The 17024-nt window shown below is 40.2% G+C and carries 12 protein-coding genes and 3 pseudogenes; 1 reads left to right on the top strand and 14 read right to left on the bottom strand.

Going from position 1 to position 17024, the window contains the following annotated elements; genetic code table 11:
* Positions 1-34: 34 nt before the first annotated feature.
* From V9W66_RS16755 to V9W66_RS16700, 12 genes and pseudogenes are all read right to left on the bottom strand, one after another.
* On the bottom strand, positions 35-1456 hold the full coding sequence (locus V9W66_RS16755) for a HAMP domain-containing sensor histidine kinase (protein WP_055056589.1): 1422 nt from the start codon (positions 1454-1456) through the stop codon (positions 35-37).
* The gene (locus V9W66_RS16750; protein WP_055056588.1) at positions 1440-2117 is read right to left on the bottom strand and encodes a response regulator transcription factor; all 678 of its coding nucleotides are present in this window, start codon (positions 2115-2117) and stop codon (positions 1440-1442) included. Before V9W66_RS16750 ends, V9W66_RS16755 begins: the two co-directional genes overlap by 17 nt.
* 339 nt (positions 2118-2456) lie before the next feature.
* Positions 2457-7539, bottom strand: a pseudogene (locus V9W66_RS16745) (DEAD/DEAH box helicase family protein); the annotation flags it as partial.
* A gap of 199 nt (positions 7540-7738) precedes the next feature.
* Positions 7739-7840, bottom strand: a complete 102-nt coding sequence (locus V9W66_RS16740) for a putative holin-like toxin (protein WP_015524590.1) — start codon at positions 7838-7840, stop codon at positions 7739-7741.
* A 130-nt stretch (positions 7841-7970) separates the two neighbouring features.
* Entirely contained in the window at positions 7971-8441 is a 471-nt protein-coding gene (locus tag V9W66_RS16735; RefSeq protein WP_144093999.1) for a helix-turn-helix domain-containing protein, read from the bottom strand.
* 205 nt (positions 8442-8646) lie between these two features.
* Positions 8647-8892: pseudogene (locus V9W66_RS16730) on the bottom strand (ATP-binding protein); the annotation flags it as partial.
* Between the two features lie 257 nt (positions 8893-9149).
* Positions 9150-10118, bottom strand: coding sequence for a TlpA family protein disulfide reductase (locus V9W66_RS16725; RefSeq protein WP_118513285.1), 969 nt, complete (start codon positions 10116-10118; stop codon positions 9150-9152).
* A 13-nt stretch (positions 10119-10131) separates the two neighbouring features.
* Positions 10132-11100 carry a 4Fe-4S binding protein gene (locus V9W66_RS16720; protein WP_144094000.1) on the bottom strand — a complete coding sequence of 323 codons (969 nt, stop codon included), beginning with the start codon at positions 11098-11100 and terminating at the stop codon, positions 10132-10134.
* The gene (locus tag V9W66_RS16715; RefSeq protein ID WP_015541225.1) at positions 11093-11257 is read right to left on the bottom strand and encodes a CD1871A family CXXC motif-containing protein; all 165 of its coding nucleotides are present in this window, start codon (positions 11255-11257) and stop codon (positions 11093-11095) included. The genes V9W66_RS16720 and V9W66_RS16715 overlap by 8 nt, the downstream gene beginning before the upstream one ends.
* A gap of 180 nt (positions 11258-11437) precedes the next feature.
* Positions 11438-12001, bottom strand: a pseudogene (locus V9W66_RS16710) (IS1634 family transposase); the annotation flags it as partial.
* Positions 12002-12106: 105 nt separating this feature from the next.
* A complete protein-coding gene (locus V9W66_RS16705) occupies positions 12107-13189 on the bottom strand; it encodes a Fic family protein (RefSeq protein WP_144094001.1) in 1083 nt (360 codons plus the stop codon).
* Positions 13190-13209: 20 nt separating this feature from the next.
* Positions 13210-14100, bottom strand: coding sequence for a Fic family protein (locus tag V9W66_RS16700; RefSeq protein ID WP_144094002.1), 891 nt, complete (start codon positions 14098-14100; stop codon positions 13210-13212).
* A 386-nt stretch (positions 14101-14486) separates the two neighbouring features.
* Between V9W66_RS16700 and V9W66_RS16695 the strand changes: the two genes are divergently transcribed.
* Entirely contained in the window at positions 14487-14711 is a 225-nt protein-coding gene (locus V9W66_RS16695; protein WP_144094003.1) for a hypothetical protein, read from the top strand.
* 235 nt (positions 14712-14946) lie between these two features.
* Here V9W66_RS16695 and V9W66_RS16690 read toward each other — a convergent pair whose 3' ends face one another.
* On the bottom strand, positions 14947-15783 hold the full coding sequence (locus V9W66_RS16690; protein WP_144094004.1) for a UvrD-helicase domain-containing protein: 837 nt from the start codon (positions 15781-15783) through the stop codon (positions 14947-14949).
* Positions 15783-17012: an ATP-dependent nuclease gene (locus V9W66_RS16685; RefSeq protein ID WP_144100460.1), complete on the bottom strand. Its 1230-nt coding sequence runs from the start codon at positions 17010-17012 to the stop codon at positions 15783-15785. The genes V9W66_RS16690 and V9W66_RS16685 overlap by 1 nt, the downstream gene beginning before the upstream one ends.
* Positions 17013-17024: the final 12 nt, after the last annotated feature.

Below are 17024 nucleotides of genomic sequence, written 5' to 3'. Positions count from 1 at the left end.
TTTATATGTATAAAAAGGCTGTTGTGATTTTCCGTCACAACAGCCTTCTGGTTGGTTCATAACATCTTATTTCCACTTTTATGCCTTTTTCTGTATTTTCAATACAATAAGGAAACTGATGCTGTTCTAAAATCATTTTTGTAATATATAATCCCAAGCCGCTTCCACCAGTTCTTTTATTTCTGGATTTATCAATACGATAAAATGCATCACATAATTTTGGAATTTCTTTCTCATCAATAGATTCCGTTTCATTTTCAATCCAAAAAATTATTTCTTCACCTCTTTTATACACTCCAACCCATATATTTCCATCCTCATTCGTATATTTAATTGCATTTCCTACCACATTACTTATGACCTTCGTGAAAAGAGCTTCATCTGCCCGTATCCAAGTTGATTCTTCTATTCGTATATGAAACTGTAATCCCCTATCAATAGCCATATCTTCCTGTTCCTTAATCACATTCTCAACAAGTTGGTGAAGTGGTATATCTATCAATTTCAACTCAAATCCCGATGTTCTAATTTTTGAAACATACAGAATTTCCTGCACCATATTCTCCATGGAATTAGCTACTTCAAAAGAACGTTTTAAATATCTATCTCGGTCTTTATATCCCCCTACTTCTAATAACATTCCCTGAATTTGTCCTTTTAGAATTGTAATCGGAGTTTTTAATTCATGCGAAACAGCTGAAAAAAAAGCCATTTGTTGTTGTTCCAGTTGCTGCTCAAGTTTGATGCTTTTCTCTAAATCAGTATTTTTTTCTTTCAATTCATCCAAAGCACTCTCTAATTTTTCCGAAAGTTCGTTCAGATTTTCTCCCAAAATTCCAATCTCGTCCCTCCGGTCTTCTGTATATCGAACTCGAAAATCAAGATTTGCCATTTTTTTTGAAACTTCACTCACCTTTAAAATTGAACGCGTAATATATTTTGTGTATAAAGCAGCAATAGCTAATGCTGCCAAAAAAGTAATAGCCCCCAACATAGGTAAAATTCTTTTTAATGATTCCAGTCCAATATTTACTTTCTCCTTGTTTCCAAACACTTGAATCCAATATGTTTTTCCATTCGTTAACTTACAGGAATAAGATTCCGTTATCCCACTGCCTAACAGAATATCTTCTACATCTGTTCCAGGAGCCAGTGAATATTCCATATCTCCATATATACCAAGTACCTTTTCGTCACTATCTTTTAAGACAATAGAAATCCCATGCTCCAATGCAAACATTTTTAATATTCCATCTATTTCCTGCACTGAAGTATTCGATAATTGAAGTACCATTTTTTCCGTCTGATTACTCAAACTTCTATCCAACTCTAAAAAATAGCTCCGTGACATCCCCAATGCAACCATTCCATAAATCGCACTACCAACAGTAATCAATAAGCATACTGTAATTATAAATATTTTTGTAGACAAATGTTCTCTAATTAGCTTTATCAATTCGATACCCCACCCCTCTTACCGTTTTTATATAATCCCCTGCTTTTCCCAATTTTCTCCGCAAATTTTTGATATGATTGTCAACTGCACGTTCTTCACCTTCAAATTCATATTTCCATAGACGATTTAAAAAGCTCTCTCTTGTTATCACGCATCCCTGATTTTCAATCAATTCTTTCAAAATTTCATATTCTTTCTGTGTCAAATCAATTAACTTTTTCCCTATTTTCACTTGATAATTTCCTACAATCAATATTATCTCTCTGTATTTTAACTCGTGATCTTTTGTTATATCTACTCCTTCATATCTACGCAGAACAGCTTCTATTTTTTTTATCATAATTGGAAGAGAAATCGGCTTGGGGATATAGTCATCTATTTGCATTTCAAATCCCTTTATCTGGTCTTCTTCTCTTCCCAATGCACTTATCATAATGATTGGTACTTCCGATTCTTTTCGTATTAGTTCACAAACTGCATACCCATCCATTTTAGGAAGTAAAATATCGAGCAGTATCAAGTCAATTTGTTCTTTCAGAAAAACCGCAATACCATCTATTCCATCAGATGCCGTAATCACTTCATACCCTTGATCCTCTAAAAAAAACTGTATCAGCTCTTGAATATCCAAATCATCTTCTATAATTAAAATTTTTTTCATTCTTAGCTACCTCTTATTTTCCGTTTTTTTTATTTTATCAGTTTTTCTTGTAGTTTTTGTGTATTTCGTTTTTTTAGTATCAACTTTTTTCAAATTACTATCTTAAACAAACACTTACTTTTACATTATCATTTTAAATGTTGAAAGAGGTAGCAGAAAATGCTTTTCGCACCTTCTGTCGCTTTTCACTTATGCTTCATTTATTGCCTTTTTTCTTTGCTAATCCATATCTATTTCTGGCTTCCTTGCTTCCTGTCTGTTCCAACATTTCCTTTTTCTTTGTTTTTTAGCGTATTTCTGTATGGAATTAAAATTGCTTCCATATGCCTATAATACTTGAGCGAACTCGATTGCGATTACTGTCTCCCCGAACGTTGCCGCCCAGGAATCAAAGTGTCCCATACCCATACGCATGAGTGTGTCATACTGGAGATAACGCATGATAGTGTAAAGCTCCGTCATACTGTTCGATACGGGAGTACCTGTAGCAAAGGTGATCCCTCTGCCGCCGGTCAGTTCATCCATGTACCGGCATTTCATAAACATATCCGAACTTTTCTGTGCATCCGTCTGTGAGATACCCGCCACATTCCGCATTTTTGTATACAAAAAAAGGTTCTTAAAACTATGACTTTCGTCCACAAACAGCCGGTCTACGCCCAACTGCTCAAAAGTTACTACATCATCCTTTCTGGTCTGGTCATTGAGTTTCTTCATCCTCGCCTGCAGACTCTTCTTTGTTTTTTCCAACTGCTTGATGGTATAATTCTGTCCTGCCTGATGTGCCGCTTCTTCAATGGAAAACGTAATATCCGCAATCTGATCTTCCAACATGGCAATCTGCCGTTCTTTTGAAAGAGGGATTTTCTCAAACTGTGTATGTCCAATGATCACGGCATCATAATCCCCTGTCGCAATACGGGAACAGAACCGTTTTCGGTTTGCTGGTTCAAAGTCTTTCTTCGTTGCCACCAGGATATTTGCTCCCGGATAGAGACGTAGGAAATCACTGCCCCACTGCTCGGTCAGATGGTTTGGCACAACATAAAGATTTTTCTGTGAGAGTCCCAGCCGTTTTGATTCCATACCGGCTGCGATCATCTGGAACGTTTTCCCTGCTCCTACACAATGAGCCAGTAACGTATTATTTCCATACAGCACATGAGCCACTGCGTTTTTCTGATGCGGCATCAGGGTGATCTCCGGGTTCATGCCGACAAACTGAATATGGCTTCCATCGTATTCCCGTGGACGGATGCTGTTAAATCGTTCATTATAGATCTTACAGAGATCTTCCCGTCGGTGCAGGTCTTTAAATATCCACTCTTTAAATTCCTCTTTGATCAGCTCCTGCTTCTGCTGTGCCAACATCGTTTCCTTCCGGTTTAATTCCCGGTGTTCCCCCTCGGCATCCTGTACCGTGTCATAAATCTTGGTATCCCTAAGGTTTAAGGCATCTTCCAAAAGGCGGTAGGCATTGGCTCTCTGCGTTCCATATGTGGAAGTAACAAGGGCATTTCCGTAGCTGTCCACATTCTTTCCCATAACATTCCATTGTCCGGTCACTTCGGCATACTGGACTTTGACCTTGCTCCCTACATAATATCTTGGTGTATGGAATGTCTCTGCCATAAACCGTGTAATGTAATCCTCGGAGATCCAGGTTGCCCCAAGTCTTGCCTCAATCTCTGACGCATCCAGATCTTTTGGCTGTACCTGCTCCAAATACTGCACATTCACCTGATATTCCGGGTGATCTTCTGCAAACTGTTTGGCGGTCTGAAGTTTTTCCCTCACATTTCCAGAAAGATATTCGTCCGACGGCTCCCATTTTTCACCAATCGGGTTCTTAAAGATTACCCCTGCCAGTTCTTCGGTAAGCTCCTCTTCTGTTTTCCTGGAAAGCTGAGACATATAGGAAAGGTCAACACCTGCCCTCTCACCAATGGAAACAGCAAGGGCTTCACTGGCAGTATCCACAGAAGTCACCGTTTCTGCCCTGCGGATTGTCCTTTTGGTAAAAATATCCGCTTTCCGTTTCAGTTCTCCCTTATCATCCAGAAATTCCAGAGAAGTCAAAAGACAATAACTACTGTCCTGACTAAATGCCCTCTTATTGGCATTGCTGCTGATAAGACCATATTTTGCTGTAAAGGTATCGTATTCTTCATTGAGTTTTTCCTGCAGCTTTGTGATCTGCTCATCGCTTCCCTCTTCCATCTGACACCGGATCAGTTCATTCGTAACATCACGGATCTTCACCATCCCTTTGACACGTTCCGCTGTCATTGCCGGAAGCTCCATGCGGTTCATCACAGAATTTTCCCGGTAATAGACTTCCTCATTCACTACGGTAAAACTGAAATTCTTTACATCCGGGTCTGCCGGGATAGAGACAACATCCTCTTCTAACTCTGTATCCGAAAGTTCCAGTTCCGTGATCGTGCCATGGATATTCCTAATCGCTTCTTTTAACTGTTCTTCTAAGGTAATACTTTGCCTTCGGACCGCCTGCACCAAGGTCATTATCCTGGATACGGAAGTTGTGTGGTTCTATCACGGCTTTTTCCTGTTCCTGACTTTCCGTAATATCTTCTTCGGCAGTAACCTCTTCCTCTTCTATTTCCTCCACATCTGACATATCTACTACGGTCGGTTCTGCCACTGCCTTCGTATCCAAGAAATCAAACATGGTCATCTGGTGTCCGGATGGTTCCGCAAAAGACGGTTCTGCTTCCGGTGTCGGGAAAATCGTATAGGTTCCTTCTGCATACTGGTGAAGTTCTGAAAGAAGTTCTGTTTTCTGCTGGTAATTTGTCCCATACGCTTCAAAATCCAATGGAAGAGCTGCCAATGCTGCATCCATCTTCTGTAACAGTTCTTCTGTCTGCTCTGGATTCTCTAAAACTGACACCATTTCTTTTCCTGGTTTTTTCCAGAAGAAATCATCCGTAAATGGTCTGTCTATCTCTTCCGGAAGACGGTCATAAAAGCGGAGTACCTTATTCGCCATCTGCTCCCGTTCATATTCCGGCATACGAGCATAATCTTCTGCCTGCAGGAACTGGTCATTCTTTATCAGATAATCTACTCTGTTTGCAACTTTATTCCAGGATAATAAAATTGACGTATATGGATTCCCATAAGCACCTCTTGCAAGAAACAATCCTTTTCCATCATAGTTTGCGTGTGAATCATCGGCACCAGACAGTGCATGACTGCTTCCACCGATCCCATACTGTTCCTTGATAAAACCTGTCCTCGATCTTTCATCTTCATGCAGCAGATAAAAGGAATACGTCCTAAGCCTGCCCTGCGAATACGCTCCACCTCCTGCAAGATAAGCATCAATCTCATCCTGTGTAATGAACATCGGATGTTCTTTCCAGGCAAAGCCCTCCCTAGCCTGATAAGGAATCACCTCATCCGCAAACTTCTGAAACTGCTTTGAGATATTTATAGGATTATAATGATGGAAACGCATAATAAAATGATTTTCTTCATAGGCTTCTGCCGGTGCATCCAGTCTTTCATTCAGTTCCGAAAGCCACTGGAGATCCTCCAGCTTTTCTTCCAGATAATCCGTGATCTCCGGATAGATACTGCGAAGATGTGGTAAATCCTCCTCATCGAAAACAATCTCCGCTACTCCTTCTGCCATATCCCCTTTCATATAGGCAAGAGCCTGGGCGTGTTCTTTTACTGCATTACTTCTTGCCGCATCCAATACAGACTGCGGTGCATATTCACCCTGGTCTAAAAGCTGATGGATACGTCCGCTGACATCTTCCCATGATAAAAATGCCTTATCTAAGATATGGTCTGTAACTGTATGCCCTACTGCGATCTGCATCCCGGTTTCATCAAACCAGACCGAATATTCATTTCCATCAATCTGAAAAACTTTTCCCCCTTTGCAGTATTCACGCTTCACAAACTCCGTATATTCCTCCGGTGTCTGTTCACTCATGAAATTATAGATGATCCGGAGCTGGCTGGCTTTCCGGTTTCCTCCTGTCCGTAAAATCTCATCGACAACTTCCTCTGGAATCTGGATTTCTCCGGCATAAAGGGCAGCTGCTCTTTCCTCGATCTGCCGCCTTTGTTCATCTGCGGTGGGATATTCGGGCAAAGATAAAGCAGAGGCGATCTCTTCCTCTGCTTTACTCAATCCATCTTCTCTTGTATCTTCGACTAACTGTATACCAATTCCGTCAAGATGCTCTCTTCCGCTGTTGCCATCAGTGCGTTCATGTGTGCTGTCCATGCCATCGGATCTGCTTCCTTGTCCGGTGCCGGATTCTTCTCCAGCAGTTTCTCCATCTGGCTGTCCATTCTCTCCTGTGCTGCTTTCTCGATCTGTTCCAGATGGCTGTTCAGCTTCCCGGTCAGGAACAGGCTCTGATAAAGGCTGTTCTTGTGTTCTTTCAGAAATGTCCTCCGCAGCATCCCATATTTCCCGATCGTCACTTCTTCCTCTTCGACGGTCAGATTCGGAAACAGGTAATCTCCCTTGCGATGATATGTCAGTTCCATAATCGGTTCCTCCTTCATTTTCAATATTTTCTTCTTTTTTCGTTTCTGCATCCTGGTTTTTAATTTCGTGTATTAACGTGGTAAAGTTATTATAATTCCTTTCATTGGAATTTTCAACCTCTTTTCTCGCTTCTTCCAGAGAAATTTTATGTACGGTCTTTCCAATATCAATCAGAATACTCTCACTGAGCTGGCTTGCCGCATTTCCAAGGAAGGTGAGAACTGACAGACGGTTATAATCTGTGATATGCATGAAGTCCTCTTCTTCCAGAAGTTCCATCGGGTCAAGCCCGCATCGCCTGGAAAGCAGATAGTAAACACTGTCTGTTGCCAGCTGACGAAAATCACTGCGGATCGTCACCTCATCCAGATCTTCCAGATAAGTACCTTCTACAGCATATTCCAATCCATCCAGGTATTCTTCCAGATTGTCATTGACCATTTCCCTTGCGACCGCCATCAATGCATCCTGCAAAGTTGCTGTATCCTTTTCTTCCAGAGCATAGACCTCTGCCAGATGGGTGAGGATCTCTTCTCTCTGGTGCTCCTGCATCTTCCAAAGATACGGGCTTCTGCCTCCGGCTACCATGTGGGTATCCGAAATATCAAACACATAACGAAGTTTGGTATTCTGCCAAGTTTCATCAAACAGGGCAATTCCTCTTGCACCACGATTTACCCATCGTAACATCTTTTCATTCCATAGTTCCAGTGATGCACAGGCTGTTGCGTCTGGACGCTGTGCATGGATCAGAAGCTGGTCTGAAAAAGAATAACGATATAACCTTGATGCTGTGTCCATATAATCCATCCAATCCCCTGGCGAACTACTCACCAATACGGCATGTTCCTGCACCAAGTTTCGGATGTCCTGTAGTTTAGACATTTAACTTCCCTCCTGTCAATAAAAAAACAGCCCACTCTTTTTAGAATTGGCTGCATAAAATGTACTTTACTTTTCGGAGAGAAAATGCTATATTCTAATTGAAAAGAGTAACCGCCCACAAGGTGGATGCTCCTGGATTAGGTTTTAATTTATTTTGCTCTCAAAGAGAGCTGCCTATCCTGTTGGCAGACAGGGTAGGCTATTTTTTTCGCTTGTTGTCCCTATTATCCAAATAGGCAAGCAAAGCAATCAGAAACGTACCGCCTAAGAACAATAAGCTCAAGACTTCGTATGTATCCATTCGCTCCACCTCCCTTCTTCTGTATCCCTTAACGGAATCTGAAAATCCAGGAGGTTTTTACCAACCCTGTACACGGTTGCTCCAGTAATATTCTAACAGGTAACTCTCCGCAAAGCAATTCCTTTTTACTTCATACGGTTTTATATTCTGTTTTTCTCTTATCCTCTGGCCAATGCAGTTTCCATTCCAGATATTCCTCTTCTGTAATTCTTCCATCGCCCAGTTTCTGCTTTTTCCCCATCCATTCCTGCAGATAAGACATTGTTTTTTTATCCCTCATTGTGATTCCAACTATTTCACTTTCTGAATCATTTAGCAGGAACAGATGAAAAAGCCCTCTATTTTCTTCATCCATCCAGAATAAAGTTTCCATTAATTCGTCCATTGTCGCAATTCCAGGACTTAAAAAATTTCGGACATCAACTTCCAATATTTCTGCTATCCGGATAAGCGTTTCCTGCTTCGGTGTACGCTGTCCACTTTCATATTGGGCAATTCTCACATCTGCACTATTTTCTCCATACCCTAACCTGCGCCCCAGTTCTTTTTGAGTTATGTTGCGAAACATACGGATTTTTCTTATTCTTGCTCCTAAATTCACTTATTTCTCCTTTTCAAAAGGAGCTGTTCGATAATCACAGCTCACAAACAATAATCTACGCTTAAACAAAAATACAGATGTGTATAGCAATAAATATACACATCTGCATTACTAAAAATCTATAAATTTCCCTGATATTCAAAGTATATCTGCATAATACTTTCCATTAGTCTTATAAAACATCACTTTTGCTGGAAAATAATTCATTCCCATTCTCAAATGTCCACTCTTCCATTCTGCTCTCGTCAAAACAGATGCTCGCATTTCTGCTGACTAATTCCCGGTGCTCTTTCTCTTTAAAATATTTTTGTTCTTCTTCGTACGCTTTTCTGTCACAGGCACATTGCCTGGAATGTTTTTTCATCCCCATAAAGCCACCCTCGGGGAAAAAAGCTTCTTTCGCTTCCCCACAGACTTTGCAGTATTGCAAACCATCACTGCCTACCCATATAGGTGTTTTTAGGAAGGCCTTTAACTAGCCAAGATGTACCAAAATATTCCTGAAGACTACCAGATATAATAGTTTTTAATTTGTTCTCAATCTCGCACAACAATTACCGTATTCAAACAAAACTGACTCCGTTAGAAAAACGAAATCAGTTTGTTGCTTAAAATTTAATTATTCTACCATAGACCTGTTTTTTTTGTGCTGTCTGAACAACTTGTGGCAGTTCAATTCGGGAGAGATTATCACTTTATGCTTTATTCTTATTTAACCTGTAAAGCCTGGTCTATGAGTTTTTCAAGTGTCTTTGCTTGATTTTTTTCAGTGATTGCACCAACGATCGGCTCGCCTACAATGTTGCCGTTCTTGTCGACAACATATGTTGTTGGGTAAGAGAAGATACCTGATGTAAACTTGCCTGCATCGCTGTTTGAATCAAACCAGATGTTCTTGTAGGTTACACCTTTCTTTGAAAGGATGTCTTTTGCTTCTGAAATTGCTGTCTTGTCACCATCAAGTGTAAAAGTGTTGATGCCGACAACCTGACCGCCTTTTTCTGCAAGCTTTTTGTTGAGTGCTTCCAATTCGGAAAGTTCGCCGACACAAGGCTTACAAGTGCTGAACCAGTAGTTAACAACTGTTACATTGCTGTTTGCGAAAAGTTCACTGCTCTTTACATCGTTGCCGTCAAGGTCCTTGCCGTCAAATGACGGAAAACTTGTTGCGTCACTGCTGTTTGAAACAACGCCGTTACTGTCAGCCGGAACGCTGTCGCCGTTGCCCGGAGCCTTTGCACATTCAGGATATTTTTGTTCCAAGATTGTGAGCTTGCCCTCAATTTCCTTGATTTGTTCTGCACCGGCAACGAGTTTTTTGTATTCCTCATCTGTGAATTGGTCCTTTGCACTTTCGATTGTCTTGAGAAGAAAGTCGCCGTAGTTTGTGCCGTCCTCAATCATTGGGGTTTCCTTGTTTGAAGCCATAAATACTTTTTCCCAAAGGGCTTTGTCTGTTGACAAAATTTCGTTTTCTTTTTTCATAAGCTGATTGTAGAGCTTTAAAGCTTCATCAGCATCACTTGGCTCTGTTGCCATCAAGGTTGAAATGCTTGAATCTGTTGATTGTTTTTCGTCTTTGTTGTCCTTTGATGTTGAGCAAGCAATAAGGCTGATTGCCAACACAGAAACTAATAATACTACTGTTAAGATTTTTGAAAGTTTTGAAAACTTCATAATTATTCCTCCGTTATAATTCCTCTTTTGTTTCTTTTTTGTTTGTTTTGTTTTCGATTTTTGCATTTTCGTCTACTGTTTTTCCAAGCATGCCAAAGCCGTATTGAAAGCTGACTGCGTCGGTAGGACAGGCACTTATGCACTTTCCGCATCGGATACATTCGGTGCTGTTAGGCGTTTTTGTAACATCAACATCCATTTTGCACACCTTTGCACATTTTCCGCACGAAACGCATTTGTGCTCGTCTACCTTCATCCCAAACAGCGAAACCTTGTTGAACAGTGCATAGAATGCACCGAGTGGGCAAATCCATTTGCAGAACGGTCTGTAAAACAGCACGCTCAAAACGACTACCGAAATCAGCACAACAAGTTTCCACGAAAACAGTTTTCCCAATGCCGAACGGATACCTTCGTTGACTGCCGAAAGTGGCAACGCACCCTCAAGCACACCTTGCGGACATATATATTTGCAGAAATATGGGTCGCCCATCCCCAAATCATTTACTATGAGCACCGGTAATAAAACAACTGCCAACAGCAGTACTGCATATTTGATATATGTCAGTGGCTTGAGTTTTTTTGTTGAAAACTTTTTGGTCGGGACTTTGTGCAACAAATCCTGTAACCAACCAAACGGACACAAAAATCCGCAGATAAAGCGTCCGAGCAGAACTCCCAACAAAATGAGAAATCCTGTTATATAATAGGAAAACTTATATTTTGACGAGCCGACTACCGCCTGAAATGAGCCGATTGGGCAAGCACCCGATGCGGCAGGACAGGAATAGCAGTTCAGACCAGGCACACAAACGGCCTTGCCTTTGCCTTGATAAATTTCGCCTTTAAAAAAGTTTGGCAGATGAATATTTGTCAGCAGAGTTGCTCCTGCCTGAATCCATCCTCGGAATTTGGCTAATTGGTTAGATGCCGAATGTTTTTTCTCATTATGGTTTTTATTCTTTGTTTTCTTTTTATCCAATTCCTACACACTCCAAACAAAGCCTGATTGCCTTGCTCAAAACGGTTTCAACTTCGCCACGCATCGCACCGAAGCCGAGCATAATAGCTCCCGAAATAAGCAGTACTGCCTGTGATAAAGCCTTTTTTGCTCTGGTCAATTCAATCACTCCTTTCATTTTCTGGCGTCATTGTAGCACATCGGATATAAAATTTTCGTTAAGAACAGAAATTTAACACAGATTTTATGTTTTTGTGCTATAATCCTGTCTTTGACAGTTGCTAAACAAAAAAATCGCTGTACCTCTTGAATTTACTGGGGTTCGGCGATTTTTTGTGCCGTTTTGGAATATAGTATTTTATTCCCGGCCTTTGCTTTTTTTCTGAATGTTTTTCATTTGCCTTTTGGTGATAAATTTATAATCCGTTCCAAAGCCGCAAACTGTGTGCAATGCATCGGTTAGCTTGTCTCGTGTGTAAAGTGGAATAAAACCCTGTTCTTGTATATCGGCGAAATTCATTGTTCTTAATTTATCCAAGATCGTTTCGCAGCTGAAGGCATTTTTCAGGTCTCTTTCGAGGTAACGATATATCACTAATGCAAGGAAACAGATAAGGAAATGGGCTTTTATGCGTATATCATCTCGAAGAAAAACTGGTCTTGTTTCAAAATCAGTTTTCATTATACGGAAACATTCCTCGATTTCCCAACGACCTTCGCTGACTTTTAAGATATCTTTTACGTCATCATCTAAGAGGTCTGTAGTTACTGCATACATCCCATCATATAAGGCTTCCTGTTCGATCTTTTCTGTGTCCAGATAATTGTAGATCTTTGCAGTTTCTCCATCTTCAGTTACTGCGACTTTCCCTATGAATCGAGCAGGATCATTTGGATTTCCACGTTCCTTCTTTATCGTACCAGCGCTCCTTAAATCCCTCGCAATTATGAAACTGCACCTCACTTATTAGATAGTATACCATACTGTCTAACAAATGAGGTGCAGTTCCTCTTTCTTAATACTTATTCAAATCAATATTTCCCATTTTCCATATCTTTTTCCGTTCACTCTACGGATATATTCCTTTTTCTGCAAGGACTCCATAATTCGTTTTACGGTGCTGAGCGATTTTCCGGTCTCAGCAACAAGATTCTTCTGCTTAATTGACGGATTCTTGTAAATCAACTCCAAGAACGCCAGCTCCTCTAAAGTACATTCCAAAGTGTCAAATTGAGACTTTGGAGCTTTTGGAGTGACACTTTGGGAATTATCATCCACATAGTCCACGTGCATATATCTGTTTTTCAGCTCATATTCCGTTCCCAAAATTAAATTGCTGAAGAACATTTCCAAAAACTTTGTTGTGGCATGAACGCTGTTTTGCAGATCGTTATAATTTGCTCTTACCAAGGCGTTGCGGAAATACCAAGAGTTCTTCTCAAAAGCATCGTTGTTTACTTTGAACCCGAATGTTTTCATGTACTTAATTATAAAAACAGCCGTAGCTCTGGTGTTGCCTTCACAGAACGGATGAATCTGCCAGATATCCGAAGCAAACTTGGCAAGATGTTTTACGCAACGCTCTACGGATAAGCCTTCATAAGAATACTGTTTCTCCGTTGCAAAATCATAATCAAGCGTGTCTTTGATACTGTTCCACGCTGCGTAGGTTACGGTATCGCCTTTTAATACCCATTCCTTTTTTGTAATATTATACTGGCGAATCTGACCGGCATGGGTAAACACGCCCTCAAACAGTCTGCGATGAATCGTCAGCCATTCAGCCGGGGAAAACTGAAATGCTTTCTCGCCCAACAGCTTCGCTATTCTTACGGACACAATATCTGCTTCCTTGGTATTGTTCTCAACTTCTGTACGATCAGTACACTGCTCATAATAGCTCTGAATGCGTTTCTGCGCTTCATCAATACTGATTTTTCCCTCGATATGTTCCTTGGCAGTATCTAACAGATACGCAGAGGTCTTCAAACCATCTACCGCCTGCAAGCCGATTGCAGTCTGCCACGCTTCACTCTTTTCGATTTGACCGGGCTCGCCTTGTTTGATATATTCTTCAAGTTCAAATTGCCAGTTCTTTTCTGCCGACATAGCTGTACCTCACTTCTTGCTTAATATCCAATCCTAAAATAATCCAAATATGCTTTATACTTGTCCTGTGCGGTCAGGCAGGTATCGGTCAGATAGCCCTTTTCATTATCCCATTCCTTCAATCCACGGTAATAGAACATCTTCAGATTGTCCTCAATGATGAACGGAACGATATTGTATTTCAGGCATTCCTTGAACATAATGAGTCTGCCTACACGACCGTTGCCGTCCTGAAACGGATGAATCCGCTCAAACTTCACATGAAAGTCCAGAATGTCCTCAAAGTTTTTTTCTTCTTTGGTGTTATATTCCGTCAGCAGGGCCTTCATTTTATCGGCAACTTCTTCCGGAAGGGTGGTATCCATACCACCGACTTCATTCGGAAGTTTCTTATAATCGCCAACAGCAAACCAATCTTTTCTGGAATCGCTGGTGCCGTTCTTCAAAACCAAGTGAAGCTCTTTGATGAACTTTTCCGTCAGCGCTGCTTTTGCATGATCAATGATCATGTCAATGCAGCGGAAGTGATTTGCTGTTTCAATCACGTCGTCCACGTTCAGAACTTCTTTTTCTACACCGATGGTATTGGTTTCAAAGATATATCTAGTCTGATCGTGCGTCAGTCGGCTTCCTTCTATATGGTTGGAATTGTATGTCAAATCAATCTGTGTTTTGTGGTAGATCCCGCCGGAGTATTTACTTGCCTTCTGTTCTTTCAGGATATCCAACAGAGTAATCGGCTCCTCTTTTCTTTTATTGGTACGCTCCGGTTTTTCTGCGTTTTCCGGAATGTTCCATGTCTTACCGGTAAGAAACGCACCATTCACACGCCCCTGGGCGCAGTAATTTCTGACACTACGCTCTGACACATCCCACTTTTTCGCTATTTCAGCAACTGAAAGATATCGCATCTATGATCCTCCACCATAAAATCCATCAAAAAACTACGTTAATCTATTACATAGTATACCACATCATCGGCAAAAATATCAACATTTTTCGAGTTTGGCTGTTACATTTTTGCCGTCACGGGATACTTAGGTTTTCGATATTCCATAAAAGTAAGCGCAAAATATTGCTACGTTACTCATGAATTACGCTTGCACCAAAATGATAGATGCAAGCGTTTTACTCTATTTTAGTTTTGACAGTTCATTTTCGCAGTCTCGCTCCATGGGGCAAGCTGTTCCAACTGCTCATCTGACATTTCATCGTCTGGCCGCTGTGATAAGAGATATGCGTTTATGTCCTCTGTCTTTAGAGGAGACAGGTATCTCATGGAAGGGAGGTGCCTTCCATGCATAAAGTCTACGAATACAACAGCTGTTTTTCTGAATTGATAACACAGTATATTTCCGAACGCCGTAATGCAGGATTTATGTTTGACAATCCGGCCTACTGGCTGTATCGGTTTGACCAGTACTGCTCAGATAATAAGATACAGGAAGCTTCTATTTCAAAAAAAACTGTATCAAGAATGGGCTTCTTTATCGGATTTAAAAACAAAAGTCACGCAAAATAACCGATTACAGGCGTTACGAGGATTTTCTGTTTATCTAAACGCAATTGGAATCAGCAGTTACATACCACATGTCCTTCCAAAAGCAGAAAAGAATTTCCCTTATCTTATGGAAGATACTGACATACATGCTTTTTTTGAGCAGGTTGACTTTTATAATCCACACTCAACTGTTAATTCTTTTAACCGAATGGCAACCGAATATAAAGTCCTGTTTCGGATGATCTACTGTTGCGGTTTACGCAATAATGAAATGTTGTATTACGGAAGCAACCCAATTTGACCGTGTCGTGCATATCACAATTACGGAAGCTAGATCATCGACAGTCTTATAGAGATCCCTCGTTTCATCACAGAGTAGATTCGAATAATTCTGTATCTGTTGACAGGATCGGAAATTATCTCTCATAAACTTCTTTGAAAAATCTTCTCTGTTCCAAATGCTCATAAAAGCTTTTGGATATGCACCACGCCACATATAGATTGATTGCTTTTCATCACCTACTACAAAAGTATCTATATTTAGACTTTCACAGATATACATGAACAATGCATGCATATCCTTATCGCAGTCTTGATATTCGTCTACATAGATTTTAAAATACTTAGCCTTTAAATACAATTGACACGCCTTTGATTTCTGTAAAATCTCTAATGCAAGTTGAAATATGAAGTTCTCCTTGCTATTTGCATATGAGCAAAGGATTTGTTCATCCTTTATTTTTACCAAGCCTTCTGCAAATGTTTTTATTTTTACAGAATAATCTGTACTCATATCCAACTTATAAGCTCTTCCAAACACATCTTTCATGAAAGGCTTAATGATTTCTTCAATTGCAAAACTATTATTTGTTCCAATGAAATGATTGCTCGTATCGATGGTTAATCTATCTTTGATTTCAGCAGCCGCCTTAATTGTAAATGTAATTGCAGCAACTGCTTTATGCGTGTGACAATGAGCTATATCATATTCAATTTTAGATACCATAGTATGAGTCTTTCCGGTACCGGCACTCGCTCTTACTATTAGGTTTCCCGGTAACTCTACGATTTCTTTTTGTATGGGAGACAGCATTACAGTGTTACCTCCTTCAAACAAGCGAAATTATAGTGTTCAAAAATACGGGTACAGTCCTCTGGAGTAAGCTTTTCGACAAGTTCTACCATATGATTATTTTTGGCATCTTGCAAGTATCCAATTACATCTCCGCCTGCTTGTGGAAGATATTCAACCATTTTATCATGAAAAACTTCATCCAAATCTTCTTCCAAACTGCATCTCGATAAATATAACTCATGTTCTTTTCTAATTTGATCCAGAGTTTCTCTGTTGCTGTCATATAGCTTTCGTTTTGATTCCACGCCACTTTCGTCAATAGGCTCCGTAGGAAGAAGGTTTTCACCGATATAGTTGTTTAGTCTGGAGAACCCCAGCACACTATATTTTTCCTTACCCGTAATTTTTCTTAAATCATTGTCAGTCTTAATAATATTATCAATCTCTAATGCATCTAATATTTCAAAATATGGTCTAAACCCAAAGCCACCAACCGGAAGTATATAAATACCGTCTGCTTCAAAAAACGGGTTTAGTTCTGACAAAATCTTACCGAACAATACATTTTCAGAAGGTCCTTCAACAAGTAATACCTTATCTGCGAACACTGCTTCTACCAATCCACGATTCAGCATTTTTCTCTGGGTCTTAAATTCTTCTGGTACATTATAGAGAGCACTTTTGCTCACAATCTTATCAGCATTATATATACGAATCAGATTTACACGATCCATTTCTGCCAACACATAAGGGGAATGGGTTGTCATAAACAAATACTGATATTTTTCATCGTGGAAGAGAATATGCGACAGTGCAATTTGCATAGATCTGTGCAAATGATTTTCTGGCTCTTCAATCAGAAAAAGATTGATCTTCTTTTCTTCCTCCTCTTTTGACAATAAATCAAAAATAGCATATACCAGTAATTTTTTTCGACCTTCACCAGAAGTTGGGTATAACGAATTATCAGAATCCTGCTTAATATAAGGCACAATATTAGAGTATAAGCCCTTCACTGCAATTTCTGATTTGACAGATACGGAGACATCTTCGTGTCTGTATTTTTTGTATTCAGGGGCAATTCTCTCCTCAAATGCTTTAATACCAGACAGACCAGAGATCTGGGTGTTTAGATCGTCACAGGCTTTCTGTATGTTTTCTAAAATTTCTTTATCCTGTTCTTTGTCATTTACAAGGGTTGTTTTCCCTACACCGCCTTTTCCTGATACAGCAATTACATGTCCCATGTTTTTTCTCCT

Origin of the sequence: Blautia massiliensis (ex Durand et al. 2017) (assembly GCF_051861785.1) — a bacterium.
In the GTDB taxonomy this organism is placed as follows: domain Bacteria; phylum Bacillota; class Clostridia; order Lachnospirales; family Lachnospiraceae; genus Blautia_A; species Blautia_A luti_A.
This window is presented reverse-complemented; position numbering and strand designations above follow the sequence as displayed.